The sequence below is a fragment of the Lonepinella sp. MS14435 genome, assembly GCF_042485795.1.
GTDB lineage: Bacteria > Pseudomonadota > Gammaproteobacteria > Enterobacterales > Pasteurellaceae > Lonepinella.
The window spans coordinates 326,146-352,747 of record NZ_CP169368.1 but is presented as its reverse complement, the minus strand read 5'-3'; the positions used below and the strand labels follow the sequence as shown (position 1 = coordinate 352,747).

Here is a 26,602-nt window from a genome sequence, read left to right as displayed (position 1 = left end):
GTATCCTTAGAATTGAAGTGCATCTAATTTTGCTTTGGTAATTTCTACTTTCGGGTTGGTAGCGACTTTTTGCATGGTCAATTCCACCCCTAAATCCAATAATTTCTTAAAGGCTTCCACATCTGCTTTACCGACCGTTACCGCATCAGAGAGCATTTTATTACCGTCTTTATAGGTCATACCGCCTACGTTAATTTTGTTGATTTTCACGCCACCTTCAATTAAACGAAGTACATCAGCAGGTTTGGTGACTAACCATAAAATATTTTTGCCAGTATATTTCGGGTTGTGATACACCTTGATGGCTTTTTCCACAGGGATGACATAACCTTTCAAGCCAGGTGGCACGATTTGTAGTAACAATTCACGGCGGAGATCATCTTTCGCCACATCATCATTAATCGCAAAAATCGCTTCACATTTCACCGCTTTTGCCCAAGATGTTGCCACTTGACCGTGAATTAAACGATCATCAATTCGCAATAGAGAAATATTCAAATTGCCATTGAGCTGTGTCGGAGATTTTTCGCTTGAAATTGCAACTGTAGAAGCTGGAGTGGTAGAAACGGATTTTGCTGGTGTCGCTTTAGGTTCAGGCTGGCGGAACGATTTTACTGCTTGCACGCCGACTTCTTTAGCGGTTTCCACCAATTCTGCAAGAGAACAGCTATCTTTTGCATCAAGGGTTTCAAGCAACATTGGCAGACTAATTCCCGTTACAATATCAGTATTGTCACGTTGTGTTACCACACGAGCTGCTGCGTTATAAGGACTGCCCCCGAATAAATCTACAAGGAATAATACGGGTTCATTTTCGGGTAAATTGGCAATAATGGCTTGATATTTCGCCACTAAATCATCGCCACCTTCACCAGGTAGGAAAGTAACAACATGGGTATTTTCATCTTCACCGAAAACCATTGCTGCAGAGTTGACGATTTCTTCAGAAAATTTACCGTGTGTTGCAACGATAAGATGAGTCATTTCAGATCTCCATTAAGTTTAGAATTGGAATTTTTGCAAAACTGTAACGTTTCAGCTAATAGATAAATTTACTCTTAATGATTATTTTTGCAACAAATTTACGTTAAAATAAAGTGATCGAGATCACAAATTTAATAAAAAAAACCGTATTTATTAAAAAATACGGTTTTTTCTATCAAAATTACGCTTTAGTCTTTTGGTAAAATATAAAGCGAAACTAACAATCCACCCCAAATAATGCCTAGGGCGACAATCATCATAATAATTGCACTAGTACTCATCTTATTCCCCTTCTTCAGCGTGGTGTTCTGCTAAAACTTCATCTTTCCATTTTAAGCGAGAGAGTAAAATAGAAACGACAACTAAGGCGATTGCCATTCCCCAACCAAAGGTATTGACAAACCAGCTTGGATAGCCTTCATAACCTTCACTAAATACTTTTGCACCTTCACTTAATAACATAAAGGCTAAAATACCTGTCGTGATAACGATACATAAACGCCATACAAAACCCACTTTGAATGATGAGGTTTCATTTAAATGATTACCCAATACGCCTAGTTTTTCGTTAGCTACAATCGCAATTAATGACACAAATGCCACGGCAACAATACCGAAGTAGTTGACGAATTTATCCATTACATCAAGCATTGGTAAGCCTGTTGTTGTACCAAATAAGAATACTGAAACCACCATCATTGGTAAGCCTACTAAGAAAGTAACTTTAGAGCGGCGAATACGAAGTTTATCTTGTACAGCAGAAATAATGACCTCAATCACCGAAATAAACGAGGTTAATGCAGCAAAGGTCAGTGAACCAAAGAATAACACGCCAAGCACTTGACCAAATGGTGCTTCATTAATAATAGTTGGGAATGCAAAGAAAGCTAAACCGATACCACCTTTTGCTACTTCACTCACTTCCTGACCACCCGCGGTTGCCATAAAACCAAGTGCAGCAAAGACTCCGATCCCTGCTAATACTTCAAAACTAGAGTTAGCAAAACCTACCACTAAACCTGAACCTGTTAAATCAGAATCTTTTTTCAAGTAAGAGGCGTAGGTGATCATAATCCCGAAACAGATAGATAATGAGAAGAAGATTTGTCCGTAAGCAGCAATCCATACGCTAGGATTGGACAGTTTTGACCAATCTGGGGTAAATAGTGCATCTAAACCTTTTGCTGCCCCAGGTAAGAATAATGCAGAAACCACTAAGGTTAAGAACATTACCACTAACAATGGCATTAAAATAGAAGAGCTTTTGGCAATCCCTTTTTGTACGCCTAAGGCTAAAACTGCTAAGGCAACAATCCATACTGCAATTAATGGACCAACCACCATGCCAACAAATTCAAAGCTAACGCCTTGAGTAACATCGCCCATTTTTAAGAACTCACCCACGAAGAAATCAACGGGTTTATCCCCCCATGCTTTGGTGAAAGAAAAATAGGTATAGGTTGCTGCCCAGCCAAGCACCACAGCATAGTAAATACCAATAATCACATTGACCATCACTTGCCACCAACCGAACGTTTCAAAATGTTTACTGAAACGACGATAAGACAATGGGGCACCACCACGATGACGATGTCCGATAGCATAGTCTAAGAATAATAATGGAATACCTGCGGTTAATAATGCGATCAAATAAGGTATAATAAATGCACCGCCTCCATTTTCATAAGTTGTGTAAGGAAAACGCCAAATGTTTCCCAAACCAACCGCTGAACCAATGGCGGCAAGAATGAACGCTCTGCGTCCAGAAAAAGTTTCACGTGTAGAATGACTCATTCTACCCCCTTATAATAATGTGAATTAAACAATAGATCCGAAAATATAAACGAAAATGCTGTTTAGTCAATCAAAAATAGATAGAAATCTGAAAAAACACTAAATCTAATCTTAAAAGTAGGGGTTTTATGCTAAATAATATTTATATTACTCATGGTTACACCGCAAATTCACAAAAACATTGGTTTCCTTGGTTAAAAGTGCGGTTAGAAAATCAAAATATTGCTACGCAAATTTTTGATATGCCAAATTCTAGTCAACCCGATCCGCAGGAATGGTTGACTTTTCATCAAAACAATATTCACCAACTCGATCAAAATAGTTATTTTATCGGGCATAGTTTAGGTTGTATTGCGACCTTACGTTTTCTACAACAAGCAAAAATAAACGTTGGTGGAGTAATTTTAGTGTCTGGTTTCGCGGAAAAATTACCGAATTTGCCTGAATTGGATAAGTTTAATGAAACTCGCTTAAATTTCACCGCACTTATTGAGCAAATTCCGCAACGTGTAGTAATTGCATCGGACGATGATGATGTAGTGAATGTACAATTTACTCGCCATTTAGCTCAAAATCTGCAAGCGAATTATATTGAAGTTTCTGGCTATCACCATTTTCTGGATAGACAAGGGGTGACGGAATTACCTTTGCTGTATGATGAGCTATTGAAAATGATACATAATTAACAGGATAGGAATAAACGCATGACAGAATCTAAAACCGATTTAAGAATTATCCGCAGCCACAAACTGATTCGCCAAGGTTTAATCGCATTGCTCAACCAAAAAAGCTATCACGATATCAATGTACAAGATATTTTAGATGCTGCCATGGTGAATCGTTCTACCTTTTACACCTATTATTCAGGCAAAGATGATCTTGTGGGACAGATGATTTTGGATTTAAAAACCGAGATAAAACAATTAATTGAACAACGCCAACAAACAGAGAATTTAGAACATTTTTTTGAAATGGCTATGCCTAAATGGTACGAACTTCGTCATCTTTTATTAGCCTTATGGAAAGTGCATACCCCACGCCATCATCTATTTGATGATATGGTGAAAATGTTTCAACAATCTTTTATCCAATTAGCCCACGGAAAAAGTGTGAGTGAACAAGATTTACCATTGCAATCACTGTTATTTGCTCATTCATTTTTAACCGCTATCCGCTTTTTCTTTGAAAAAGATGAAAAACCGAATGCGAAAAGAATTATGACCTTATGGCAGAATACACTAGATATTGCAACCGAGAAAAAAGGGTAAAAAAACACCGCACTTTGGCTATTTAACTTTTGCTATCTAAAAGTGCGGTGCTTTTCGTGACAAATAATTAAACAATTACCAAACCGCCATCACGCTGGATTTGTCCGCTCACTGCTAGATTAATCAGCAGTAAGCCTGCACTCTCTAACAATCTTGCTTTTTGCAAATTACCCGCATCCACCAATTTCGCCCCACTTTTTTCAAGGGCAGTGAAAATGGCTTGTTTCGCTTCGCTACTGTCACTAGCAAAGACAAAACTTGCTGGGTTACCTTTAACTTGGGCGTTGGCGACCGAGTTAGAAAAGTTGATATTAAACCCTTTTACTACTTGGCTTTGTGGTAATTTTTCCGCCAAAATTTCTGCACTAGATGTGCCTTGTGGTACCAGCAATTCATCAAGATTACCAAAGCTAATTGGGTTGGTAATATCAATCACGATTTTGCCTGCAAAATGTTTGCCGTGAGTTTCTACTAACGGGGCAAGATCAGGGAATTTTACTGCTAAAACGATAATATCGCCTAATTCGTGTCCGTCATAATCTCGCCCGATAGTTTCTACATCGTTACCGCAACGCTCAAAAAGTGCAGTAATTTGTGAACCGATCATACCTTTTCCGCCAAAAATACTGATTTTAGCCATAATATTTCTCCTCTTTATATTGAACAAAGGGTGAATATATCAATATTCCCCCTCCTAACATTATTTGCCGTTTTTAATTTCCATTACACGCTCTTTCGCATAACCCCAAATACGATCTTCACGATATGGGTATGGGCTGTTGCGGTCTTTGAGTACAAGGATTGGGATAATCCACAACACCAATAAGGCTGCAAAAGAACCAATAAAACCAATTAAATAATCGCTTGCAGTAGCTAAGTTTTGGCTTTCAATATAGCAAATATAATAAACTAATAACGGCGTATGTAAGAACACAATAGAACCTAAACCAGGATTATATAATTTACCTAATTTTTTACTGGTGATGCCGTGATTGGTATATTGTGCAACAGCTTGTCCTAATTGAATTAAACTTAACCAAATGCAATCAGGGAAGAAGATTGGAATAATATAAAACGGATACGCCAAAAATACATTGTCAATCATCACCAAATTTGCATTAGTCGGATAACGGTTAAAATCATCATTGTGATTACCCTGCAAAACAATATTAAAAATGCTCGGAAATCCACCTAGTAAACCGTATTCTTCAAACTGATGTACCAAAAATGCCATCCAGCTCAACGTTAAAATTACTTGGATATGGCTTAAGTGTTGTACCCCAAAAAGTGGTAGATAAAAGGCAAGGGCGATAAAAATCATCAAGCCCACATAATACCAGTTATGACGATACCAGTTCATCATGGTAAGCTCCTTATTTTGCTTCTGTTGCTTCAACAATTAACACTCGAGATGTGCTACTGTCTTTGCGACTTTTATTGATTTTTTGATAGAAATCTGAGTTGTACCATGCTTGAGCTTGCTCAAGAGTTGCGAACTCAATAATACTCACTACACCATTGCTTTCACCCTCTTTCATATCAGGCTTGGTGGCTTTCACAATCACTTTGCCACCGAAAGGTTTAAGTGAATCCATAAAACCTGCACGATATTCTTGCATTCCTGCTTGGTTCGTAACATTTACTTCACCGATAACATAAGCTGGGGTTGAGAATGCTGAGCCAGTGAAAAGTGCGGTGAAAATTACGGGAATTAATTTAATGAATTTCATCGTTGTTTCCTTGTTAATAGAAAATTATGCTTTCTCTTTAGCAAGCTGTTCCATTGCCATTCTCGCCCAGTTACGCCATTCAATCGCTAAGTGCCATTTATGACCCTCAATCATTTCTTGATCTACTCCTTTTGGCATAAATACACCAAGTAACACTTCGCAACCAGTGTCAGTATTGCGGAACTGGTGGAATGCTGCTACGGCAGTTGAGTGATCACCCTCAATCACAGGGCAAGAAATGTAATTTACATACGGATATTTTGCTTCATCACGAATCGCTTTCGCTTGTGCTGGAGCATTTTCAATATTTGGGTAGAATTTACCGATTAAATTCACTGGTTTATCCCAACAGCCCACGGTTTCAATAATACGGCGATTGCCACCCTCGGTATCTTTAATCATGTAATGCTCAGGGTTCGCTTTCCAGTTGGTTTGCTCGCTGAATGTACGGAAACATTTTAAGAAGTCTTCTGCTTTCAAGCCGTCAACTTGCATCACAGCTTGGCTTAACACCAACTCACCATCGCAAGTGTTTGCGAAGTGTTGGAATTTCACATCCATTTCGTCCATTTCTTGTTTAAGAATACGATCTACACCTTCGTGTCCTAATTTAGTTTTGATTAAATCTAAAGCGATATAAGCACGTTCTAATTCTTTGCGAAGTAATTCAATTTCGCTGATTTCTTGACCGTTGATGATTGAACGAATATTTGACATTTTTGCTCTCCTAATTGAGTGATTAATTACATGAAGCTCGTTGGCTTTCAATGGTTATTATTATAAATTGATTACCAACTGAAACAACCAACAGCAACAAGTGCCAATATAGGGCTAACCATACATTTGAGTTATTTTGTATGGATAACCTAATTCTTCATCTTTATATTGTTGGAGAAATTTTGAAGATTGGGAAAATATAGCTGTCAGCTAAATTTCCTCACTCGGTACTCGTCCAAAATAGCGTTTATATTCCCGACTAAATTGGCTTGGGCTTTCATAACCCACATCATAGGCAATTTGAGAAATGCTATTACCGCCTTGTTGAATTAGGCGTTGGGCTTCGGTTAAACGCAGATTTTTTTGATATTGCAACGGGCTTTGCTGGGTGATTTGGCGGAAATGCTGATAAAAGCCTGATTCACTCATACCGCATAAATTCGCCAACTCGGCAATATTTAACGGATCGTTAAAATGCTGATTAAGCCAAGTGGTCGCCTTAAAAATCCGTTCGGCATGGCTACCTTGTCGGCATAGTTCACGTAGTTTGTCGCCTTGTGGACTGGTAAGCAGATAGTAGTAAATTTCCTGTAAATACAGTGGAGCGAGTATGGCGATCTTTTGTTCTGAGTTTGGTGAATAAAGCAAGGCAAGCAAGCGTTCTAGGGCATTGATTAACTCTTGACTCGGGTTAAATAGCGTTAGAAAATCTTTGGCTTGTACTGTGTTTTTTGCCGAATTGTACAAGTCTAATTGCTGGGCAACTTTGGCAACGATATTTAAATCAAACTGCAATGATAGAGCAAAATACGGCTTATTCGGCGTGGCGTGTTCCACCGTCATCATCACAGGGGTGTTGACAGGGCAAAGGCTCATATTGTCTTGATTAAAACGGCTACATTTATCGCCGATACACAACTGACGTTCGCCCATTAACACCACGCATAAACTGGGGTTTTGGCGAAAGGCGTTCATTGTCATAGGTTTGTCTAAATGGTGTAAAAACAAGCCGTCTATCGGTGTTTGCCAGATGCTGTTTTTGGGGCAAATGGCAAGTAGGGATTGGGTGATGTGAGTAGAAAGCATTTTATAATCCTTAACGTGGGGTTTGGGATATTGTGCAGTATTTTGGGGGATTAGGCAAATATGCGGTCAAATTTTTTCCTTATTTTGCAACTCACACCACAAAATCCAGCACCCCTTGCCATTCTTCAAATAATGGCTGTGCTGGCACTGGCAAATCTCGTTCAAAATAATATTTCATCACCGTTAAAATGGTGGTGGCAAATAAAATGGTTTGAAATTCGCTACACGTTTTATTTTGCTTGGCGACAAATAGGCGTAACTGCTGTTGAATGGACGCAAACATATCTTGATAGAGATGATGGCGTGGCGTGTCAATCTTCCATAAGGCAAGCAAGCTGTGGCGAAGTTCAAACAGGCGGGCGGTTTGTTCGGCGTTAAATTCGCTTAATCGCTCGCAACTTCTCGCATAGTGCTGGATTTGCTCAAATTCGGCTTTAAATTCAGCAATCATCGCCCCTGCCAGCTCGCTTTTGCCGTAAAAATGGCGGTAAAAAGTGGACGTGTTAATCATCGCCCTGTCGCAAATTTCTTGTACGTTGATTTTGTTATACGGTTTTTCATTAAGCAGGCTAATCAAGGCTTGTCGGAGATGTTTTTGTGTGCGTTCTTTTCGCAAATCTTGGCGTAAATCGGTGGTCATCGTCTAATCCTATTGTTAGAGAATTTGCTTTATTGTACTGCATAAGCCTACAAAATTCTATTTTTATATGTTTATGCAGTGGATTTGCAAATATTCTTGCTTGTGGATACAGGGCGTTATTTTTAAAATAGCATTTTTAATTTTCACATAAACAAGAGAAATTGATGAACACCAGTTATAACGCTGATCTGATTATTGACAAGTTCAATAACACCCCTGAATTGATGATCCCTTTGATGATTTTTGCTATGGGATTTGGATTTATTCAATATATTTACGCCTTTTTTATGGCACGCGGCGGCAAGCCGTCGCCGTTTCCGGTGTATATGCACTGCTTTTATTTAGCCCACGATTTTTTATTTGTAACCCTGTTTTATCAATGGTTTCACGAGTACGATTCGCTGGTGTTCCAAGTGGTTTGGCTGGGAATGGTGGCGTTTAATATTTTTGAAATTCACGCCCTGTATGAAGCGATTAAATATGAACGCCAAGAGACTTTTGGTAAGTATTACGATAAGCCTGTAACCGTTAAGCAAGCGACTTTATGGGTGGCTGCGATGACCGTGGTGAGCTTTGTGGTGCTGTGTACGGTGCGTGATTTTATGGGCGATAAGCTGATGTTCTGCATTTTTATTTCTACGAATGTAGTAATGGCAATCGGACCTGCTTTGCATTTTATGGCTCATCGCAAACGAGTAAAAGGGCAACTGGGCTTGGCGTTTTTTATCGTATTAGGCACGATTGCGACTTTCCTGCCACAAGGCTTGGGTATGTACACCACATCTGACCCTGATTATTTTAACCGTCCGTGGTTCTTTGTGTTAGGGGCAGTATGCTTGGCAGTGGCGATTTGGCACTGGGTGAGTGTGTGGAAGTTGCCGAAGCCTGAGTAAAACTCTTTATTTTTTGACCGCACTTTGTAGTATTAGGCAAATGTGCGGTCTTTTTTTTTGCTTGAATTTGCAAGTTTATAGAATTAGGCAAGTTTTCTAACGAAACAGGCTAACCAAAATTTTTAACTCATTCTATAATATACTCATTCCAAAGAGGAATAGTATATTCACCCAAACGGGCAAAACGCCCTTTAAATTATCGGAGTAAGTTATGAAAATTTTTTACAGCACCAGTGCCACAGCGGTTGGCGGACGTTCAGGTCGTACACAATTAGATGACGGTTCATTAGGTTTTGATTTGGTTTCTTTCCAAGAAACTGACAAAAAAGGGGCAAACCCAGAACAGCTTTTTGCCATGGGATATGCAGCGTGTTTTGATAGTGCAATGAATTTGGTGTCTGGACAATTAGGCATTAAACCCACATCAGCAAAAAGCAAAGTCGGCGTAGGTATCGGTCAAAAACCAGACGGTACATTCTCGTTAGACATTGATATTACCATTGAAGTGGCTGGCATCAACGAAGATCAAGCTCGCCAGTTGATTGAACGTACACACCAAGTTTGCCCATATTCCAATGCGGTGCGTGGTAATGTGGAAACCCACTTGCACGTGAATTTAATTCAGTCGTTTGATCTCTAATAGTAGATAATTAGGCAAGCGGTATAGTTTTGTTAATGGTAAAATATTAACAAAATTACACCGCGCTTTTACGTTTTCAGTCCAACTGAAATAAGGAAATCCCATGCTTAATCTTTCAATATTAAATCTAGTTCCCTTACGTCAAGGGCAAAATTTTGTACAAGCTGTCGATGCCATGACTCGCCTTGCCCAACTGGCGGAAAGATTGAATTTTCGCCGTTATTGGATTGCTGAACACCACAATATGCCGAATATGGCGAGCAGTTCTACTCAATTACTCATTCAGCATACGTTGGCAAATACTCAGAAAATTGTTGTGGGAGCGGGGGGCGTGATGTTGCCTAATCACAGCCCATTACAGGTTGCTGAACAATATGGCACGTTAAGCCAGCTTTATCCTAATCGAGTAGAAATTGGTTTAGGACGTGCCCCAGGAACGGATATGCGGACCGCAGCAGCGTTAAGACGTGGCAATATTAATCCTGATTTTGCCGAAGATATTGCTACACTTCGCCGTTATTTTAGTGAAGAAAGTCGCAAGGATAGTGTAAAAGCCTATATGGCAATCGGGCAAAATGTGCCGATGATTATTTTAGGATCTAGCCCAGAATCTGCTTATTTAGCCGCCGAGCTTGGTTTGCCTTATGCCTTTGCTTCACACTTTGCACCACGTTTTTTAGAAATGGCAGTAGAAATTTATCGCCGTGAGTTTAAGCCGTCTGCGGTGTTGGACAGACCTTATGTGATCGTGGGGGCAAATGCTATTGTGGCACAAACTGATAGTGAAGCCGAAAGCCTTGCTACTAGCCAAACTCAACTATTTTTAGGTGTTGTTACTGGGCAAACTAACGCCGTACAACCACCTTTCGAAAGTGAGAAAGCCCTTTGGCAAGGTTTTCATTTACCTTTTATGGGGCAAGAAAAAGCTATGGTGCAAGCTATGACTAGTTGCTCGCTTATTGGTAGCCCTGATACCGTCAAACAACAATTAAATGCCTTGCGTGAGCGAGTGCAATTTGAAGAGTTAATGGCGGTGAGTTATATTTTTGATGAAGATAAGCAGCATAGAAGCTATGAGCTGTTAAATGAATTGGTACAAGAATAGTAAATCCCTTATAATATTTTATAAATTAACCCACTAAAAAAGGAAAGCAAATGAAAACTTCAACTTTTACCGCACAACGTTATTCAACCAAAGTCTTTGATGCAAACCGTAAAATTTCAGCTCAAGATTGGGCAGAAATTCAAGATGCGTTACGTCAAAGCCCGTCTAGCGTGAATATCCAACCTTGGCATTTTATCATAGCCGATGACGATGCAGGCAAAGCACGTATTGCCAAAGCATTTGCCAATTATCCATTTAACGCAAACAAAGTAATAGATGCCTCACACGTTGTTGTTTTTGCTTGTTTAAACCAAGCCAGCGATGAATTTTTAAAAGCTGTATTAGCACAAGAAGATAAAGACGGTCGTTATGCTACGGCAGACCAGAAAAAAGCAGGTAATGACGTTCGCCGTTTATTTTTAAATATTCACCGTGAAGAATTAAAAGATGAGCCAATTTGGTTTGCTAAACAGGTGTATCTAAACTTAGGTTTCACCTTAATGGCAGCGGCTGCCTTAGGTGTTGATAGTGTACCAATGGAAGGGGCTGATTTTGCTACTTTAGATGCTGAATTTGGTTTGAGCGAAAAAGGTTATCATTCGTTGGCTGTGGTGGCTTTTGGCTACCGTGCGGAAGAGGATTTTAATGCAAAATTACCAAAATCTCGTTTGACGGGTGATGTGATTTTTACTAAAGCATGATTGGGAAAGTTATTGGATTTTTCACCGCACTTTTTTGATAAAAGTGCGGTGTTTTTTTTAGACTTTTTGCAAATTTAGAGAATTAGGCAAATATCCTGCTCAATCAAGCTACCCCAAATTTTCCTTAGCCATTACAATTATACACATCAACAATACAAGAGAGTTTAAATTATGGCTATTCAACAAGATTACTTAAAAAATCATTTCAAACATAATGTAGAAGCTGGCAAATTACAATTTGGTGTCGGCTTTGAAACTACGTCCGCAGACGTAGCAGAAGTGTTGGCGACAACCGATTACGACTGGTTATTTATTGATGCAGAACACGGACCGCATACCATTCAAACCATTTTAGATGCCTGCCGTGCCATTGCCCCTTATGGAATGACCCCAGTGGTGCGTGTGCCTGATGCCAGTTCGGGCATTATCAAGCAGTTAATGGACAGTGGCGTGCAAAATATCATATTCCCCAAAGTGGAAACCGGCGAAGAAGCGGAACAAATTATGTACTGGGCGAGCTACCCAGGTCGTGGCAATCGTGGAATGGGTGCACCTGCCGTGCGTGCCAGCCGTTTTGGTGCCTATATGGATTATCAAGATCGCATTGAAGCCGAAAGTATGATGATTTTGCAAATTGAAAGCAAAAAGGGAATGGAAAATCTTGAAGCCATTGTGAAAACCCAAGGTGTGGGGGCGATTTTCTTAGGACCGATTGATTTAGCTGTGGATATGGGGCATGGTTTGAATATTTTCCACCCTGAAGTGGTCGAGGCGATGGATTATATGATTAAACGTATTCAAGAACTTGGCGTGATCGTGGGGACGATTGCCTTGACCCCTGAACAAGCGAAAAAATATGCGGATATGGGGGTGCGTTTTTTGGGTGTCGGTGCGGACACTGGGCTACTCAAAACAATGGCAATGAACACCTTAGCTAGCTACAAAGCTGTGTTATAATTTAAACAATTATTTAATTGGAGGAAATTTTTATGACTTATACTGTAAAAGGCTTCGCTGCGTTATCTGCCACTCAGCCACTTGTTCCCTTTAATGTACCACGCCGTGCTTTGCGTGCAGATGATGTGCAAATTGATATTCTTTACACAGGTGTGTGCCATTCCGATTTACACATGGCTCGTAACGACTGGGGCGTGTCGCAATTTCCTGTTGTGCCAGGACATGAAATTGTTGGACGTGTGAAAGCCGTTGGTTCAAAAGTGAGCAAGTTTAAAGTTGGCGATCTGGTCGGCGTGGGCTGTTTAGTGGATTCTTGCCGTACTTGTAACCCTTGTCAACATGATTTAGAACAGTACTGCGAACAAGGTTCAACGCAAACTTATGGCGGTGTCGATCGCCACGATCACACACCAACTTACGGTGGCTATTCTAAAGAAATTGTAGTGAGTGAAGCGTTCGTGTTAAGTGTGCCTGAAAATTTAGACACCAAAGCGGTACCGCCAGTATTATGTGCTGGGATCACTACTTGGTCGCCATTGCGTCATTGGAATGTAGGCAAAGGCTCAAAAGTGGCAGTTGTAGGTTTGGGTGGTCTAGGACACATGGCGATTAAACTGGCAAAGGCACTGGGTGCGGAAGTGGCGTTATTCACCCGTTCGCCTGCAAAATCGCAAGATGCTTTGCGTTTAGGGGCAAGCCAAATCATCGTTTCTACCAATGAAGAGCAGATGCAAGCGGCAGCAAATCAGTTTGATTTAATCATTGATACCGTGCCATACAGCCACGATGTCAGCCCTTATATGCCGACATTGGCATTAGATGGTACTTTGGTATTTGTAGGGTTGATTGGGCAACACCCTGAATTTTCTACTGCACCATTGATTTTCGGCAGACGTTCTATCGCAGGTTCTGTGATTGGCGGCATTAAAGAAACACAAGAATTATTGGATTTCTGCGGTGAGCATAATATCGTGTCGGACGTAGAAATGATTAATATGGCAGACATCAATACTGCTTATGAACGTATGCTAAAAAGCGATGTGAAATATCGTTTTGTGATTGATGTTGCAAATAGCTTATGATTTGTAGAATTAGGCAAAATTTTGACCGCACATTTGCGGTCATTTTGCTTTAAGCCATATTGATTAATCAAACATTTCCCCATCTCGCAAAATATGTACATTGCCTTTACGTCTTAATAATCCGCAACGGTCAAAATATTCAATTAATTGCACAGTGAGTTTGCGTCCAAATTGGAGTTCATCTCGTAATTGATTGACACAAATATCCCCTTGTTTTGCAATTAATTGCTTGATGACTTTGGCGTGGGCATATAGGTTTTCGGTTAAGAAAAAACGATCCTTGATAATCGGGGTTAAATAGCCTAATTTTCCCGCTTTATAACAAAAATTTCGCATTTGGTTTTCATCAATGGATAAGGCATTTGCCATATCTCTCACCCACAACGGTTGCCCATTTTGTTGCACAAATTCGTCTAGCACCAATTTCCATAAGGCTTGTTCTTCTGCATTAAACTCAATTTTATGTTCAGGCAGATGCAACCAGCCACGTGTTTGTTGTAATTTCCCTTGAGCTAATAATTCATCTATAAAATGGTAGATCAATTTTTCAGGCTGATTAAGTGTGGCAATGCGGTATAAACGAGCTTTGCCTAAGCCGACTTGATCGGAATGTTGTTGATGATAATTGGAAAGTGCGGTCAAAATTTGCTGATTTTTTTCTGCTTGATAATCTTGATTAAAACACCATTGCTGAAAACGTACAGCGTGATTTTGTTGCAAAATAGTGGCTAAGTCCGCTTCATTTAACTGTTCAATCCATAATAAATAAGACACTTCAACGGCAGTTTGTTGTAAATATAGTGCAATACGGTCATTGATATTTTCTGCTTGTTGCAAATTCTGTAAGAATTTTAACCGCACTTCACTGCGTTTATGGCGTTTGGGGGAGTTAATTTCGATGACTTTTGCTCCAGCAATTAATTGCTTATTATCGCCACTGCGTAAAATTAATTTATCCGCAAAGCTCAAAAATAGCGATTTATCTAAGATAATTTCTGCTAAGGCTTGTGTTTGTGGTGGTAACGTTTTTGTTGTGAGCAAAGACAATTTACCAACAGTATGATTAGTCGCATGATAAAGATGTATCGCTTGGTTTTCTGCTAAAGGTATTTCTGGATTAAGCTGAACGGTAATGCGATCTGTGGCAAATTGTGGTGGTTGATTAAATAACCAGTCCCCCCGTTGAATTGAGCTACGCTCAATATCAGTATGAATATTTAATGCTAACCGTTGTCCTGCCAACCCTTGTTTACTCGGTTGATTTTGGGCATGAATATTTTTCACGCGGACTCTTTCGCCGTTAGATAAAAACAGCTCATCATCAATGTTTACCTTACCACTAAATGCTGTACCAGTGACCACTGTACCAGCCCCTTTTACACTAAAAATACGGTCGATAGCGTAGCGGAAAGGTTTATTGGGGTCAGCTAAATTTGGCAGTGTAGTTAAAAAATCACGTAATTCGGCGATGCCTTGTTGGGTAGTCGCAGATGTGACGAAAATTGGGCTATCGGCTAAAGAGTGGTAATTAGCTTTGATTGTGTGTTTAAGTGCATCGATCTGGCTTGAACTCGCTTTATCAGCTTTGGTTAAGACGATCAGAATTTTATTGAGTTGCAACTGACGTAAAATGGCTAAATGTTCCACTGTTTGAGCTTGAATCCCGTCATCAATGGCAATAATCAGCATGGCATAATGAATTCCCCCCAAGCCAGCCAACATATTCGGCAAAAATTTTTCGTGACCGGGAACATCAATAAATCCAAGTGTTTTATCACCTAAGGGCAAATAAGCATAACCCAAATCAATGGTCATTCCACGTTTTTTTTCTTCGGGTAAATGAGCAGTATTTGTGCCAGTTAATGCCTGCAACAAGGCGGTTTTGCCATGGTCAACGTGACCAGAAGTAACAATAATCATAAGGCTTGTAAACTCTCTAACAGATGATCGACATTTGCTAATGAACGTATATCCAACCAAATTTTATCTTGTTCCATTCTGGCAATTATTGGCGTTGGTAGTTGTTTTAGCCGTTGTAAAAGTGCGGTTAATTTTCCGTTAGTTTGGTTTGCTATGGTGACTGCAACCGATGGAATTTTGGCTAACGGTTGTGAACCACTACCAATTTGTGCATAACTTGCTTCGATTTGCAGGGAAAATTCGGGCAAATATTGCGATAATTGTTCTTTCACTCGTTCCGCTTTTTCATTTAATTGTGCTATGGATTGAGTGAGTAAGCGTAAGGTTGGCAAGGTTTCGATTAATTTTTCAGGTTGTAGATACAGGCGTAAGGTGGCTTCTAAGCCAGCTAGAATCACTTTATCACAACGTAGAACGCGTTTAAGTGGGTGTGCTTGTAATTGATCAATAAGAGATTTCTTACCCACAATAATACCAGCTTGCACACCGCCGAGCAGTTTGTCCCCAGAAAAAGAAATTAAGTCCACGCCTTGTGCCAATTTTTCCTGTACTGTTGGTTCTTTTGGTAAGCCGTACTGCGTTAAATCAATTAATGCTCCAGAGCCAAGATCGCTAATCACAGGAATATTAAATTGCTTACCTAATTCGGTAAGTTTATGTTCTTCAACTGAATGGGTAAAACCACAAATTTGATAATTACTGTTATGTACTTTCATCAGAAAAGCAGTATTCTCGTTGATTGCGTTTTGATAATCTTTTAAATGCGTACGATTAGTGGTGCCGACTTCTACCAGTGTACATCCCGCTTGAGCCATAATATCAGGAATCCGAAATGCACCGCCAATCTCAATCAGTTCTCCACGAGAAATAATCACTTCTTTGCCTTGTGCAAAGGTGGCAAGCATTAACAATACTGCAGCTGCATTATTATTCACGACACAAGCCGCTTCCGCTCCCGTAAGTTGATTAAGTAATTCACTAATATAATGATCTCGATGACTACGTTTTCCTATCTCTAAATCATATTCCAATGCCACATTACCTGCCATAGCATTTACAGCGGCTTGTTGAGCGGTTTCAGACCACAATGCACGTCCTAAATTCGTGTGTAACACGGTGCCTGTTAGGTTATGCACTGATTTAATTTGTACTTGGTTTTGTTGAATTAATTGATAACGAATTTCCGTAATTGTATGGTCAATATCGTTGAAATAATTGGGAAGTTGCTGTGTTTCTTTGATTTGCTCTCGAGCCAGTTGCAAAATCTGACGAATCATATTGACGACCGCCGTATGTCCAAATTGATCCACTAGCAATTCACCCTGTGGTGTTTTGAGTAATTTATCTACTGATGGTAATTGTTGAAAAAGTGCGGTCATTTTGTGTCCTGTTTTGTTGAACGTTGGGGTATTATACTATAACTTACCACGCCTTTTTTACCTTATCTTCCAACCCTTGTAAAATTGGTTCAGCGATAAAATCGGGAAGATGGCGATGCGGAATTTGAGCTAAACGTGGCAGTGTTTGGCTAATCTCATGTAGAATTTCTTCAACATTTTCCTTGGCAAATCCAGCTAGTTTTGCAGTTTGGAAAATATGGCGGAGTTGGATCTTATCCCATAAATAATGCTTATTTTCACCGTGCCATGCCATTGCCATTTTAATTTTTTGACGTTGTAATCCTTTTGGATTAATCAATGGATAGGCTGACATCACGTCATAAAATGGGGTTAATCGATATCGGTTGCCTTGTTCAAGAAAAAGGCTGAAATTTTTCGTATGCCCATCAATAGCACACAAAAGCCAAAATAAAATCTGTGCTTTGAAAAAAGCCTTGCGGTCATTAAGCGGATTTGCAGAACTATTTAACAATCGCATAATGGTGAGAATCCCTGCTCCACCGTCTGATTCATATTTTCTAGCAGGGGCAATATTCAAGGCTTGGCAAAGATCTTCTTGTGGTAAACGTACCAGCCAATTTTGCGACTTTGCCCAGCGGCGATCAAAACGCTCTACAATTAACACTTTGGTTTCACCGAAATAACGAATTTTTGCATTAGGAACGTCCAAGCCAAATAAACGCAAAATCTCAAGGCAAAGCCATTCATTTTCGCAACTCATTGAAAGATCAAGCTGACCTTGTGCTACCAGTCCGATAGGGAGCTTGAAAATATGGCTAGTTGCCGTAGAGTAGTGCGGTCGTTTCCATTGATTTTCGTGAAAAAGTAACGCTGTTTTTTCTTGTGCCCCAGCTAGCGAAATGCGGAAATCATCCGTTTGCTCCATTCCCAACGGCAGAGATTGATAATTTTTTAATAATGCTTCAATCTCATGCTCATTCAATGACGTAGCATTTACTTGCCGAATAGAATAAGGTAAATCTCGATAGAGCTGAATTGCTCCGACACAATCTTGTCCAATAGCGGAAAGTAAATCAAAAGGTGTTTTGGTATTTATTTGAAAACGTTGTTGGATCCGAGAACGAATCTGATCATTATCGGGTAATAAATTATCAAAAAAGTTAAACACCACATCGCCTTTGTAAATTTTATTCGACAATGGCAACGAAAGCGAAATAGCTCGTGAGCGGGGGGAATTTAACCAATTTGGACTATATTGAAACTCCGTTGCACCATTAGCTAATTTACGCCATTGACCAATGTGAATGCCATTCATAGCAATATTAAGTATATTTTCCATTACCAAATCTCATCATCATCACCAATGTGATATATTGCACTTTCTTCCGCCATGCTAAGTATTGTCGCTGTGTCATCGTTTTTTGTGGCTAATATTTGCCCTTGCGTTGGGCGAGATTGTACGATAAGTTCCAATTCTAGTGCCGTCAGAATTTTGAACAAAGTTTCTAATTTTGTACTTTCAGGATTGTTTTCAAACACGGAAACTGTTGCTTGCTTGGTGGCAGCTCGCTTCGCCACATCCACTTGAGAAAGTTCGGCTTGATAACGAAACTCCCGAATAACCTGTGCTAATGCTTTTGCGCTAGTGATGCTTAATGCCATAATTTATTCGTTATACTTTGAAAAGGATGTTTGGCATTATATCCCTTAAAAGGGATTGTTGCAAGAATATCCTTTTTAGGGGTTATTAATCGGGTAAAAAGGTTGTTTGACAAAAAATGACATTATGCTAAAGTTGCCATCAATTTTGGAAAGTAGGCGTATCCGGTGATGCGGCAGGACTTCAAATCCTGTTAGGGCTGCCAGCAGTCCTAGGTGGGTTCAACTCCCATTACTTTCCGCCAATCTTGCTATTTGCTAATAGTCGCTGTCGCTACTAGAACCGATATAGTCTGCAAATTCTTCTGCATAAAAACCATGTGAAAGCATATAACGCCAGATTTTTTGTTTGGTTTTCAAATCCAGTTTATTTTGATATTGGGGAAATTTTCGGTTTAAAACGCTTAATGCAATATCTGACCAGTTTATTTCGCTTTGCTCAATTACGTTTTGAATAATCTGCGAACTCACCCCTTTTAATTGGCGTAATTCTTGTTTAATTCGATTTGCACCATAACCCCGATTGGCTCGAAAGTTTAGGTAATTTTCGGCAAAACGTTGATCACTTTGCCAGTGGCGTTGTTGGCAATGTGCTAGTGCCTGATCGATATCTTCTTGGCTAAAGGCTTTTTGTTGCATTTTGCAACGAATTTCATATTCGCTGTAATCACGGCGAACCAGTAGGTTAATCAGATAATTTAGGGCGAGAGATGACATGGATTATTCCCTACATAGTTGAAAAAAGTGCGGTTAGAAATACCGCACTTTGGGATATATTGTATGTGATGCTTAGAAATCTAAATCATTTACTTCGTCATTGATTTCATCACTTTGATCTTTATCATTATCATCCGATGGCAACAAGGCTTGTTCAGGATTTTCTAATAAAGCTGTCTTAATTTTATCTTCTAATTCTGCGGCTGCTTCAGGATTGTCTTCTAACCATTTGATCGCATTCGCTTTACCTTGCCCGATTTTTTCACAATTGTAAGCATACCAAGCCCCAGATTTGTTGACTAATTTTTGTTTAACACCAAGTTCAATTAGCTCACCATTTTTCGAGATACCCGCACCATAAAGAATTTGGAATTCGGCTTGACGGAACGGAGCTGCAAGTTTATTTTTCACTACTTTGACCCGAGTATCATTACCAATAATCTCATCACCCTCTTTCACTGCACCGATACGGCGAATATCTAAACGCACAGATGAATAGAATTTTAGTGCGTTACCGCCAGTGGTGGTTTCTGGATTGCCAAACATCACACCGATTTTCATTCGAATTTGGTTGATAAACACTACTAAACAATTAGAGTTTTTAATCTGACCGGTTAATTTACGCAACGCTTGTGACATTAAACGGGCTTGCAAACCAACGTGAGAATCGCCCATATCCCCTTCGATTTCAGCTTTTGGGGTTAATGCAGCGACAGAGTCCACAATAATCACATCAATCGCCCCTGAACGTACTAAGGCATCACAGATTTCTAGCGCCTGTTCACCATTATCAGGTTGAGAAATAAACAGTTCTTTGACATCAACCCCTAATTTTGCTGCATAAATTGGGTCTAAGGCATGTTCCGCATCAATAAAGGCACAGACTTTGCCTGCTTTTTGTGCTTGTGCGATCACGGAAAGGGTTAATGTAGTTTTACCTGATGATTCTGGACCAAAGATTTCAACAATACGTCCCATTGGTAAACCACCAATACCTAATGCTACATCTAAACCGATTGAACCTGTTGAAATAGATTCTACATCAAGGGTTTGTGAATCGCCTAACTTCATAATCGCCCCTTTGCCGAATTGTTTTTCAATTTGACCGAGAGCGGCTGCTAGTGCTTTTGCTTTGTCTTCTTGTGAGTTATTTTCTTTTGCGGTTGGTTTTGCTTTCGCTTTGTTATCTTTAGCCATTGTGTGACCCTTTTGGATGTTTGTTAAGCTGTAAATTTGAGCATATACTATCTGTTATTAAAAACAGTATCAAGTGTTTTTTTGATCTTTTTCTGAAAAGTATGATCTGGATTCCAAATTTAAGAAATTTTTGAGTATCCACAAACCATATTCCGACATATAGGATTCTGGGTGAAACTGCACCCCAAAAATCGGTAAGGTGCGATGTTGGCATGCCATAATAATCTCATCATCGCAAGTGGCGGTAATCTCTAATTCAGTGGGGAAATTTTCTGTTGAAACTGCCCAAGAGTGATATAAGCCAATCTCAAAATGGTTGGGTAAACCTTGAAATAAAACCGAATTTGATTGCACTTTTAAATGGCTTTTTTGACCATGTCGAACATTGGGTAAATTAAACAATGTCGCCCCAAAAAATTCACAAATTGTCTGATGACCTAAACACACCCCTAAAATCGTTTTCTGTTGGTAAAAACGTGTTAGCATGGCAAAAAGTTGTGGGTAGCTTTTTGGTATATCTGGACCTGGTGAAATCAGAATATGACTGTAATCTTCAAGCCTATCAAGGCTTAAATTTTCCACATTTATCACATCGAATTGCACATGCAAACGGCGGATTAAATCCACTAAATTATAGGTGAAAGAATCGTGATTATTAATAATAGCAAGTTTGGTCATGGTCTTTTGAGTAGAAAAATAAACGCTTGCCATTATAAATGATTAGGCTAAACTTGAGCATATTTTGTTTGATTTATTTACTCTTTTATGCCGTTTAACGCTTTTATTGCACAAGCCAATCAGTTTGGGAAACAACGCCAACCATTTTTCTTTCTGGTTGATTTCGAACAGAAAAAACCGCTGATTTTGCCTCTTGAGAAAATGGAAAAACAAGGGCTGTTTTTTGATTTACAAGGCAAAACGAATTATCCAACTGAAAAAGTGCGGTCAAAAAAAGCCTTAAATTTAACCGCACTTGCCATGTCAAAAAGTGAATATCAATGGGGTTTTGAAGTCGTTCAACAAGCCTTGCAAAAAGGTAATTCCTATTTGTTAAATCTTACTTATCCTACTGAAATAAAAACTAATTTTTCTTTATTAGAGGTTTTCGAGCAAGCCCAAGCAAAGTACAAACTTTATTATCAAAATCATTTTGTTTGTTTTTCGCCAGAATGTTTTGTCAGAACACAACAAAATCAAATTGTTACTTATCCCATGAAAGGTACTATTGACGCTACGTTACCTAATGCAGAACAACAATTAATGGCATCTCAAAAAGAGCAATCAGAGCATTACACGATTGTCGATTTGATGAGAAATGATTTAGCTACTGTGGCGAAAAATATTGAAGTTCGCCGTTTTCGTTATGTAGATCGTATTGAAACTGAAAAAGGGGCAATTTTACAAACAAGTTCGGAAATTGTCGGTGAACTTGCGGAAAATTGGCAAGAAAAGATTGGGAATATTTTAGCCAAACTTTTGCCTGCTGGCTCAATTAGTGGAGCGCCTAAAGAAAAAACGGTGGAAATTATCCAACAAGCGGAAAAGAAAGAACGGGGTTATTATACAGGCATCTTTGGCATTTTTGACGGTGAGAACATAGACAGTGCAGTAGCTATTCGGTTTATTGAACAATGTGGTGAAAAAATGCTTTTTCGTAGTGGTGGTGGCATCACAAGACAAAGCCAATTAGAGCAAGAATATGCTGAATTATTGCAAAAAGTTTATATCCCATTAAGGAAAGCATTATGATATTTCCGTTATTTGAAACCATTTGTCTTGAACAGGGTATAGTTAGAAATATCGCTTTACATCAACAGCGTTATGAGAAATCATTATCGCTATTTTATAGTGGAACTGCGGTTAAAGTTCACGATCTTTGGCAAATTATTGTAGAAAATAGTCAATTTTACACCGCACTTGATAGCCCTTTAATTCGTTGTCGCATTGCTTATAATCATCAACATTATGCTGTGCAATTTTTCCCTTATCAACGCAAAATCTATCGTTATTTTCAACCTGTGATTTGTGACGATATAGATTATTCATTGAAATATCAGGATCGTTCCCTGCTCAATCAATTAGTTAAGCAAAAAGGTCTGGCTGATGAAATTATGATTATTAAAAAAGGTCACGTTACCGATTGTAGTATTGGCAATTTAGTGTTTCGTCAGGGAAAAGATTGGTTTACACCTAATACGCCATTATTAAAAGGTACGCAACGAGAGTTTTTGTTACAACAAAGCAGACTGCAAGAAATACCTATTTTAGCCGAAGATGTGCGTCATTTTGACGAAATTAGGTTGATTAATGCAATGAATAGTTTGGATTAAATTAGGAATAAAAAGATGGATTTACACAATATTCGAGAAGATTACAGTAAACAGGCGTTATCTCGTAAACAATGCCTTGCCGATCCATTAAAACAATTTGAACGTTGGTTAAATGAAGCGATAGTTGCCAAAGTGTGTGAGCCAACCGCAATGAATGTGGCAACGGTGAATGAACAAGGTAAGCCAACTAGCCGAGTGGTGTTGTTAAAAGAAGTGAATGAGCAAGGGTTTGTTTTCTTTACTAATTATCAGAGTCAAAAAGGGCGAGCGTTACAACATACACCGTTTACGGCTTTAAATTTCTTTTGGGGTGAATTAGAGCGACAAGTCAGAATTGAAGGCAGAGTGGAAAAATTACCCGCTGTACAATCCGATGAATATTTTGCATCACGTCCTTATACCAGTCGAGTAGGTGCATGGGCGAGTGAGCAAAGTGCGGTGATTTCTAGCAAAAATGTGTTATTAGCCAAAGCAGCACAGATAGCAGCTAAACACCCATTAAATGTGCCACGTCCACCGCATTGGGGTGGTTATATCGTGATTCCTGAGATGATCGAATTTTGGCAAGGTCGCCCGAGCCGCCTACATGATCGTATTCGTTATCGGTTGGAAAAAGAGCATTGGGTGATAGAAAGATTATCGCCATAAGTCGAAAATAAGATGTTGCATTTAGCGTAAAAATTGATTAGTATTTAGGAACTGCCTAGCGGTAGCTGCTACTACCACTAGGACTTTAGTTAAATTATTAGTAGGCGGGTAGAGCCATAGCTAATAAGATAACAAGGATTAACAACTTAATTATCATAATCCAGTTCCTTTTTGTAAGCCCCACTCTACACAGCGTGGGGTTTGCTGTTTCTAGCCCTACGCTAGATGGTTCTTATAATCGTCGTTTATATAGCCCCTTTTCACATTCAATAAGTTCTTCTAATTCTAGTGTCAATAATTGCCCTAACAGGATATCAACTGAAATTTTGGACTGTTCCGCCAGTTCATCAATACTAATGGGGTTATAGCCGATTAAAGCATATAAATCAGGATATGTTGGCTCAATAACATTAAAAGGTAACTCTGTATTTTGACTAGTCGTGTTGGGAGCAAAGCCATTCATGGGTAACGAATAAGGAGCGAGATTTTCAATAATATCCTGCACCGATTCCACTAAATTTGCCCCTTGTTTAATCAGATGATGGCAGCCTTGGCTATATTGATTATGCAAATTACCAGGTAAGGCAAATACATCTCGATTTTGCTCTAGGGCATAACGGGCGGTAATTAGTGATCCGCTTTTTTGATTTGCTTCGACTACCAACACGCCTTGCGACATGCCACTAATAATGCGGTTTCGTCTTGGGAAGTTAGTGGCAACGGGCGGTTGGTTGGGTAAAAATTCCGATACCAACGTGCCATTATTCACTAGAATTTGTTCCGCTAATCCTTTATGCCGACTAGGATAAATTTGTTGTAATCCACTGCCTAATACAGCAATCGTTTTACTTTGCATTTCAACCACTGCTTTGTGTGCGAAACCGTCAATTCCAATCGCTAATCCACTGGTAACAATAAATCCTGATCGAATCAATTCTGTGGCAAAATATTTAGCCCAATATTCACCGTAATTAGAGCAATCCCGACTACCTACAATCGCCAGTTGAGCCAGATTTAGATTTTCCACATTGCCTTTTACAAATAACAAGGGCGGAACGGAATTAATTTGCTTTAATAATTGCGGATATTCTGCTTGATAGTAAGCCACAATATGATGATTTGTATCGGTTTGTTGCCATTCTAGTGCTGGTTCAATATATTTTTGTTCTGGGTGAAACCAACGTTGAATTTGTTTCGCTTGCCAACCAATGTGATGAAAAGCGGTTTCATCGTAATCTAACAGGGTTTGTGGTGTGATTTGAGTTAAAATTTCTTGAATTGCATTTGCACCAAGATTAGGTACTTGCATTAGACGTAATAAGAGTTCGATATTTTGCATGAGAATGATAAAAGTGCGGTTGGTTTTTCGGAAATTTTAGGTTATAAGTCGAAAGGAAAAGAGTCGAGATTTTTTGCTAGATTTTGGAATCAAGATCACAAAATCTCATTTTTTGACTAACAGTCATTTTTCTCTTATTATGCTCAAAATTCACAACATAAAGGATATTTCATGAATATATTTGAAATCGCACGCAATAGTGAGGGACACAGTTTCGGGATCAATGCCAAAATGGCAAACCGTCATGGCTTAATCGCTGGGGCAACGGGGACAGGGAAAACCGTCACTTTGCGTAAATTAGCGGAAGAATTTAGTGATAACGGCGTACCTGTATTTTTGGTCGATGTAAAAGGCGATCTTTCAGGTATGACGGTGAAAGGCACCATGCAAGGCAAAATTGCGGAACGTATTGAACAGTTTAGCTTAGGTGGTGAAAGCTATTTAAACGGTTATCCAGTTTCTTTTTGGGATGTATTCGGCGAAACAGGGATTCCATTACGTACCACAATCTCAGAAATGGGTCCATTGTTGCTTTCTCGTTTATTAAATCTCAATCCAACTCAAGAAGGCTTATTAAATATTCTATTCCGTGTGGCAGACGATAAAGGGTTGTTGCTTATTGATTTGAAAGATCTGCGTGCGATGTTGAAATATCTCGCCGATAACGCTAAGGAATTTCAATTACAATATGGCAATATTTCCGCTGCCAGTGTGGGGGCAATTCAGCGTGCCTTATTGACCCTTGAAAATGAGGGGGCAGAAAAATTATTTGGTGAGCCTGCATTAAATTTGGAAGACTGGTTACAAACTCGTGATGGACGTGGCGTAATTAATATTTTGAATTCAGAAAAATTAATTAATTCATCTCGTATGTACAGTGCCTTTTTGTTGTGGTTAATGGCTGAATTATTCGAGCAATTACCTGAAGTGGGTGATCCAGATAAACCAAAATTTGTGATGTTCTTTGATGAAGCTCATTTGTTATTTGATGGTGCCCCAAGTGTCTTAATTGAAAAAGTGGAGCAAGTAGTCCGTTTAATTCGTTCTAAAGGCGTGGGTATTTATTTTGTCACGCAAAATCCATTAGATTTGCCAGAAACTGTGTTAGGTCAACTGGGTAATCGTGTCCAACATGCGTTGCGAGCCTTTACGCCGAGAGATCAAAAAGCGGTGAAAACTGCAGCCGAAACGTTCCGTGCCAATAAAGGTGTGAATGTGGTGGAAGCCATTACCACCTTAGGCGTAGGCGAGGCGTTAGTTTCATTCCTAGATGAAAAAGGGATGCCAACACCAGTGGAAATTGCGACCATTTATCCACCAAAAAGCCAGCTTACACCATTAACGCAAGAGCAACGTCAAGCGTGGGTTAAAGATGATGATTTGTTTGCTTATTATAACAATTATGTAGATAACCATTCTGCCTTTGAGATGTTAGCGGAACAAGCTAATTTAGATCAGGTGGCACAACAACAAGCTCAACAAGCGGAACAACAAGAAAGCGAGGGTGTATTGGGTTCGTTGAGTCGAATGATTTTTGGCACTAAAAAACGCGGAGAAAAATTAACCGTGACAGAAGAAATTGTCAGTGGTTTAAGTAAATCGGTGGGACGAAGTATTCGTTCTCAAATTACCCGACAGATTACAAGGGGAATTTTAGGGGCGTTAACGAAGTAAATTTTTCCAATATAACCTGTTCGTAAAAGTGCGGTGCAAAAAATAAGAATTTTTTCACTGCACTTTTTTATAAAGAATTAGCAATATTTATTGATAATAATTATCATTAATATTATTATTGGCTCGAAATTTTAGCGGTTTATTTTTTAAACAACCTTAA

Annotated in this window: 29 protein-coding genes and 1 tRNA gene; 13 read left to right on the top strand and 17 right to left on the bottom strand. The window is 39.3% G+C overall.

Going from position 1 to position 26,602, the window contains the following annotated elements:
* Window positions 1–6: 6 nt before the first annotated feature.
* The 3 genes from O1Q80_RS01700 to O1Q80_RS01690 form a co-directional block, all read right to left on the bottom strand.
* On the bottom strand, window positions 7–984 hold the full coding sequence (locus tag O1Q80_RS01700; RefSeq protein WP_386695294.1) for a mannose/fructose/sorbose PTS transporter subunit IIB: 978 nt from the start codon (window positions 982–984) through the stop codon (window positions 7–9).
* Between the two features lie 188 nt (window positions 985–1,172).
* A complete protein-coding gene (locus O1Q80_RS01695; protein ID WP_132299703.1) occupies window positions 1,173–1,265 on the bottom strand; it encodes a methionine/alanine import family NSS transporter small subunit in 93 nt (30 codons plus the stop codon).
* A 1-nt stretch (window position 1,266) separates the two neighbouring features.
* Window positions 1,267–2,778 carry a sodium-dependent transporter gene (locus O1Q80_RS01690; RefSeq protein ID WP_386688768.1) on the bottom strand — a complete coding sequence of 504 codons (1,512 nt, stop codon included), beginning with the start codon at window positions 2,776–2,778 and terminating at the stop codon, window positions 1,267–1,269.
* 128 nt (window positions 2,779–2,906) lie between these two features.
* Between O1Q80_RS01690 and O1Q80_RS01685 the strand changes: the two genes are divergently transcribed.
* Window positions 2,907–3,464, top strand: a complete 558-nt coding sequence (locus O1Q80_RS01685) for an RBBP9/YdeN family alpha/beta hydrolase (RefSeq protein WP_386695292.1) — start codon at window positions 2,907–2,909, stop codon at window positions 3,462–3,464.
* Between the two features lie 18 nt (window positions 3,465–3,482).
* Complete coding sequence (locus tag O1Q80_RS01680) at window positions 3,483–4,046, top strand: TetR/AcrR family transcriptional regulator (RefSeq protein ID WP_386695291.1); 564 nt, start codon at window positions 3,483–3,485, stop codon at window positions 4,044–4,046.
* A 67-nt stretch (window positions 4,047–4,113) separates the two neighbouring features.
* Here the strand turns inward: O1Q80_RS01680 and O1Q80_RS01675 are convergent, their stop codons facing one another.
* From O1Q80_RS01675 to O1Q80_RS01650, 6 genes are all read right to left on the bottom strand, one after another.
* Window positions 4,114–4,686 (bottom strand): NADPH-dependent F420 reductase, encoded by a 573-nt coding sequence (locus O1Q80_RS01675; protein WP_386695289.1) that lies wholly within the window; start codon window positions 4,684–4,686, stop codon window positions 4,114–4,116.
* Window positions 4,687–4,746: 60 nt separating this feature from the next.
* Window positions 4,747–5,409 (bottom strand): HXXEE domain-containing protein, encoded by a 663-nt coding sequence (locus O1Q80_RS01670; protein WP_386695287.1) that lies wholly within the window; start codon window positions 5,407–5,409, stop codon window positions 4,747–4,749.
* Window positions 5,410–5,419: 10 nt separating this feature from the next.
* Window positions 5,420–5,776 (bottom strand): DUF1330 domain-containing protein, encoded by a 357-nt coding sequence (locus O1Q80_RS01665; protein ID WP_386688782.1) that lies wholly within the window; start codon window positions 5,774–5,776, stop codon window positions 5,420–5,422.
* A gap of 24 nt (window positions 5,777–5,800) precedes the next feature.
* Window positions 5,801–6,493: a hypothetical protein gene (locus O1Q80_RS01660; protein WP_386688784.1), complete on the bottom strand. Its 693-nt coding sequence runs from the start codon at window positions 6,491–6,493 to the stop codon at window positions 5,801–5,803.
* A gap of 210 nt (window positions 6,494–6,703) precedes the next feature.
* Window positions 6,704–7,579: an AraC family transcriptional regulator N-terminal domain-containing protein gene (locus O1Q80_RS01655; protein ID WP_386695285.1), complete on the bottom strand. Its 876-nt coding sequence runs from the start codon at window positions 7,577–7,579 to the stop codon at window positions 6,704–6,706.
* Between the two features lie 91 nt (window positions 7,580–7,670).
* Entirely contained in the window at window positions 7,671–8,219 is a 549-nt protein-coding gene (locus tag O1Q80_RS01650; RefSeq protein ID WP_386695283.1) for a TetR/AcrR family transcriptional regulator, read from the bottom strand.
* A gap of 164 nt (window positions 8,220–8,383) precedes the next feature.
* Between O1Q80_RS01650 and O1Q80_RS01645 the strand changes: the two genes are divergently transcribed.
* The 6 genes from O1Q80_RS01645 to O1Q80_RS01620 all read left to right on the top strand — a co-directional run bounded on the left by O1Q80_RS01645 (window position 8,384) and on the right by O1Q80_RS01620 (window position 13,597).
* A complete protein-coding gene (locus O1Q80_RS01645) occupies window positions 8,384–9,112 on the top strand; it encodes a hypothetical protein (protein WP_386695281.1) in 729 nt (242 codons plus the stop codon).
* 211 nt (window positions 9,113–9,323) lie between these two features.
* A complete protein-coding gene (locus O1Q80_RS01640; protein WP_386695279.1) occupies window positions 9,324–9,752 on the top strand; it encodes an organic hydroperoxide resistance protein in 429 nt (142 codons plus the stop codon).
* Between the two features lie 103 nt (window positions 9,753–9,855).
* Entirely contained in the window at window positions 9,856–10,857 is a 1,002-nt protein-coding gene (locus O1Q80_RS01635) for an LLM class flavin-dependent oxidoreductase (protein WP_386691938.1), read from the top strand.
* Window positions 10,858–10,907: 50 nt separating this feature from the next.
* Window positions 10,908–11,558 carry an oxygen-insensitive NAD(P)H nitroreductase gene (gene nfsB / locus O1Q80_RS01630; protein WP_386695277.1) on the top strand — a complete coding sequence of 217 codons (651 nt, stop codon included), beginning with the start codon at window positions 10,908–10,910 and terminating at the stop codon, window positions 11,556–11,558.
* A 171-nt stretch (window positions 11,559–11,729) separates the two neighbouring features.
* Window positions 11,730–12,515, top strand: a complete 786-nt coding sequence (locus O1Q80_RS01625) for an HpcH/HpaI aldolase/citrate lyase family protein (protein WP_386695275.1) — start codon at window positions 11,730–11,732, stop codon at window positions 12,513–12,515.
* A 32-nt stretch (window positions 12,516–12,547) separates the two neighbouring features.
* Window positions 12,548–13,597, top strand: coding sequence for an NAD(P)-dependent alcohol dehydrogenase (locus O1Q80_RS01620; RefSeq protein WP_386695273.1), 1,050 nt, complete (start codon window positions 12,548–12,550; stop codon window positions 13,595–13,597).
* 63 nt (window positions 13,598–13,660) lie between these two features.
* Here the strand turns inward: O1Q80_RS01620 and selB are convergent, their stop codons facing one another.
* The 4 genes from selB to O1Q80_RS01600 are packed head-to-tail and all read right to left on the bottom strand — an operon-like array spanning window position 13,661 to window position 18,540.
* On the bottom strand, window positions 13,661–15,517 hold the full coding sequence (gene selB, locus O1Q80_RS01615) for a selenocysteine-specific translation elongation factor (protein WP_386695271.1): 1,857 nt from the start codon (window positions 15,515–15,517) through the stop codon (window positions 13,661–13,663).
* Complete coding sequence (selA, locus tag O1Q80_RS01610; RefSeq protein WP_386695269.1) at window positions 15,514–16,896, bottom strand: L-seryl-tRNA(Sec) selenium transferase; 1,383 nt, start codon at window positions 16,894–16,896, stop codon at window positions 15,514–15,516. Before selA ends, selB begins: the two co-directional genes overlap by 4 nt.
* 43 nt (window positions 16,897–16,939) lie before the next feature.
* Window positions 16,940–18,217 carry a type II toxin-antitoxin system HipA family toxin gene (locus O1Q80_RS01605; protein WP_386695267.1) on the bottom strand — a complete coding sequence of 426 codons (1,278 nt, stop codon included), beginning with the start codon at window positions 18,215–18,217 and terminating at the stop codon, window positions 16,940–16,942.
* Window positions 18,217–18,540 carry a helix-turn-helix domain-containing protein gene (locus O1Q80_RS01600; RefSeq protein ID WP_386695265.1) on the bottom strand — a complete coding sequence of 108 codons (324 nt, stop codon included), beginning with the start codon at window positions 18,538–18,540 and terminating at the stop codon, window positions 18,217–18,219. Before O1Q80_RS01600 ends, O1Q80_RS01605 begins: the two co-directional genes overlap by 1 nt.
* 147 nt (window positions 18,541–18,687) lie before the next feature.
* On the opposite strand from O1Q80_RS01600, the gene O1Q80_RS01595 reads away from it, so the two are divergent.
* Window positions 18,688–18,782, top strand: a tRNA-Sec gene (locus O1Q80_RS01595).
* 13 nt (window positions 18,783–18,795) lie between these two features.
* Here the strand turns inward: O1Q80_RS01595 and recX are convergent.
* From recX to O1Q80_RS01580, 3 genes are all read right to left on the bottom strand, one after another.
* A complete protein-coding gene (recX, locus tag O1Q80_RS01590) occupies window positions 18,796–19,254 on the bottom strand; it encodes a recombination regulator RecX (protein ID WP_386695263.1) in 459 nt (152 codons plus the stop codon).
* 72 nt (window positions 19,255–19,326) lie between these two features.
* Window positions 19,327–20,451, bottom strand: a complete 1,125-nt coding sequence (gene recA / locus O1Q80_RS01585) for a recombinase RecA (protein ID WP_386695261.1) — start codon at window positions 20,449–20,451, stop codon at window positions 19,327–19,329.
* 69 nt (window positions 20,452–20,520) lie between these two features.
* Complete coding sequence (locus O1Q80_RS01580) at window positions 20,521–21,162, bottom strand: anthranilate synthase component II (RefSeq protein WP_386695259.1); 642 nt, start codon at window positions 21,160–21,162, stop codon at window positions 20,521–20,523.
* Window positions 21,163–21,216: 54 nt separating this feature from the next.
* On the opposite strand from O1Q80_RS01580, the gene O1Q80_RS01575 reads away from it, so the two are divergent.
* The 3 genes from O1Q80_RS01575 to pdxH are packed head-to-tail and all read left to right on the top strand — an operon-like array spanning window position 21,217 to window position 23,429.
* On the top strand, window positions 21,217–22,200 hold the full coding sequence (locus O1Q80_RS01575; RefSeq protein ID WP_386695257.1) for an aminodeoxychorismate synthase component I: 984 nt from the start codon (window positions 21,217–21,219) through the stop codon (window positions 22,198–22,200).
* The gene (locus O1Q80_RS01570) at window positions 22,197–22,781 is read left to right on the top strand and encodes an aminotransferase class IV family protein (protein ID WP_386695255.1); all 585 of its coding nucleotides are present in this window, start codon (window positions 22,197–22,199) and stop codon (window positions 22,779–22,781) included. The genes O1Q80_RS01575 and O1Q80_RS01570 overlap by 4 nt, the downstream gene beginning before the upstream one ends.
* Window positions 22,782–22,796: 15 nt before the next feature.
* Window positions 22,797–23,429, top strand: coding sequence for a pyridoxamine 5'-phosphate oxidase (gene pdxH, locus O1Q80_RS01565; RefSeq protein ID WP_386695253.1), 633 nt, complete (start codon window positions 22,797–22,799; stop codon window positions 23,427–23,429).
* A gap of 232 nt (window positions 23,430–23,661) precedes the next feature.
* Here the strand turns inward: pdxH and dprA are convergent, their stop codons facing one another.
* On the bottom strand, window positions 23,662–24,768 hold the full coding sequence (gene dprA, locus O1Q80_RS01560; protein WP_386695251.1) for a DNA-processing protein DprA: 1,107 nt from the start codon (window positions 24,766–24,768) through the stop codon (window positions 23,662–23,664).
* 171 nt (window positions 24,769–24,939) lie between these two features.
* Between dprA and O1Q80_RS01555 the strand changes: the two genes are divergently transcribed.
* Complete coding sequence (locus tag O1Q80_RS01555; protein ID WP_386688828.1) at window positions 24,940–26,442, top strand: helicase HerA-like C-terminal domain-containing protein; 1,503 nt, start codon at window positions 24,940–24,942, stop codon at window positions 26,440–26,442.
* The last annotated feature ends 160 nt before the right edge of the window (window positions 26,443–26,602 follow it).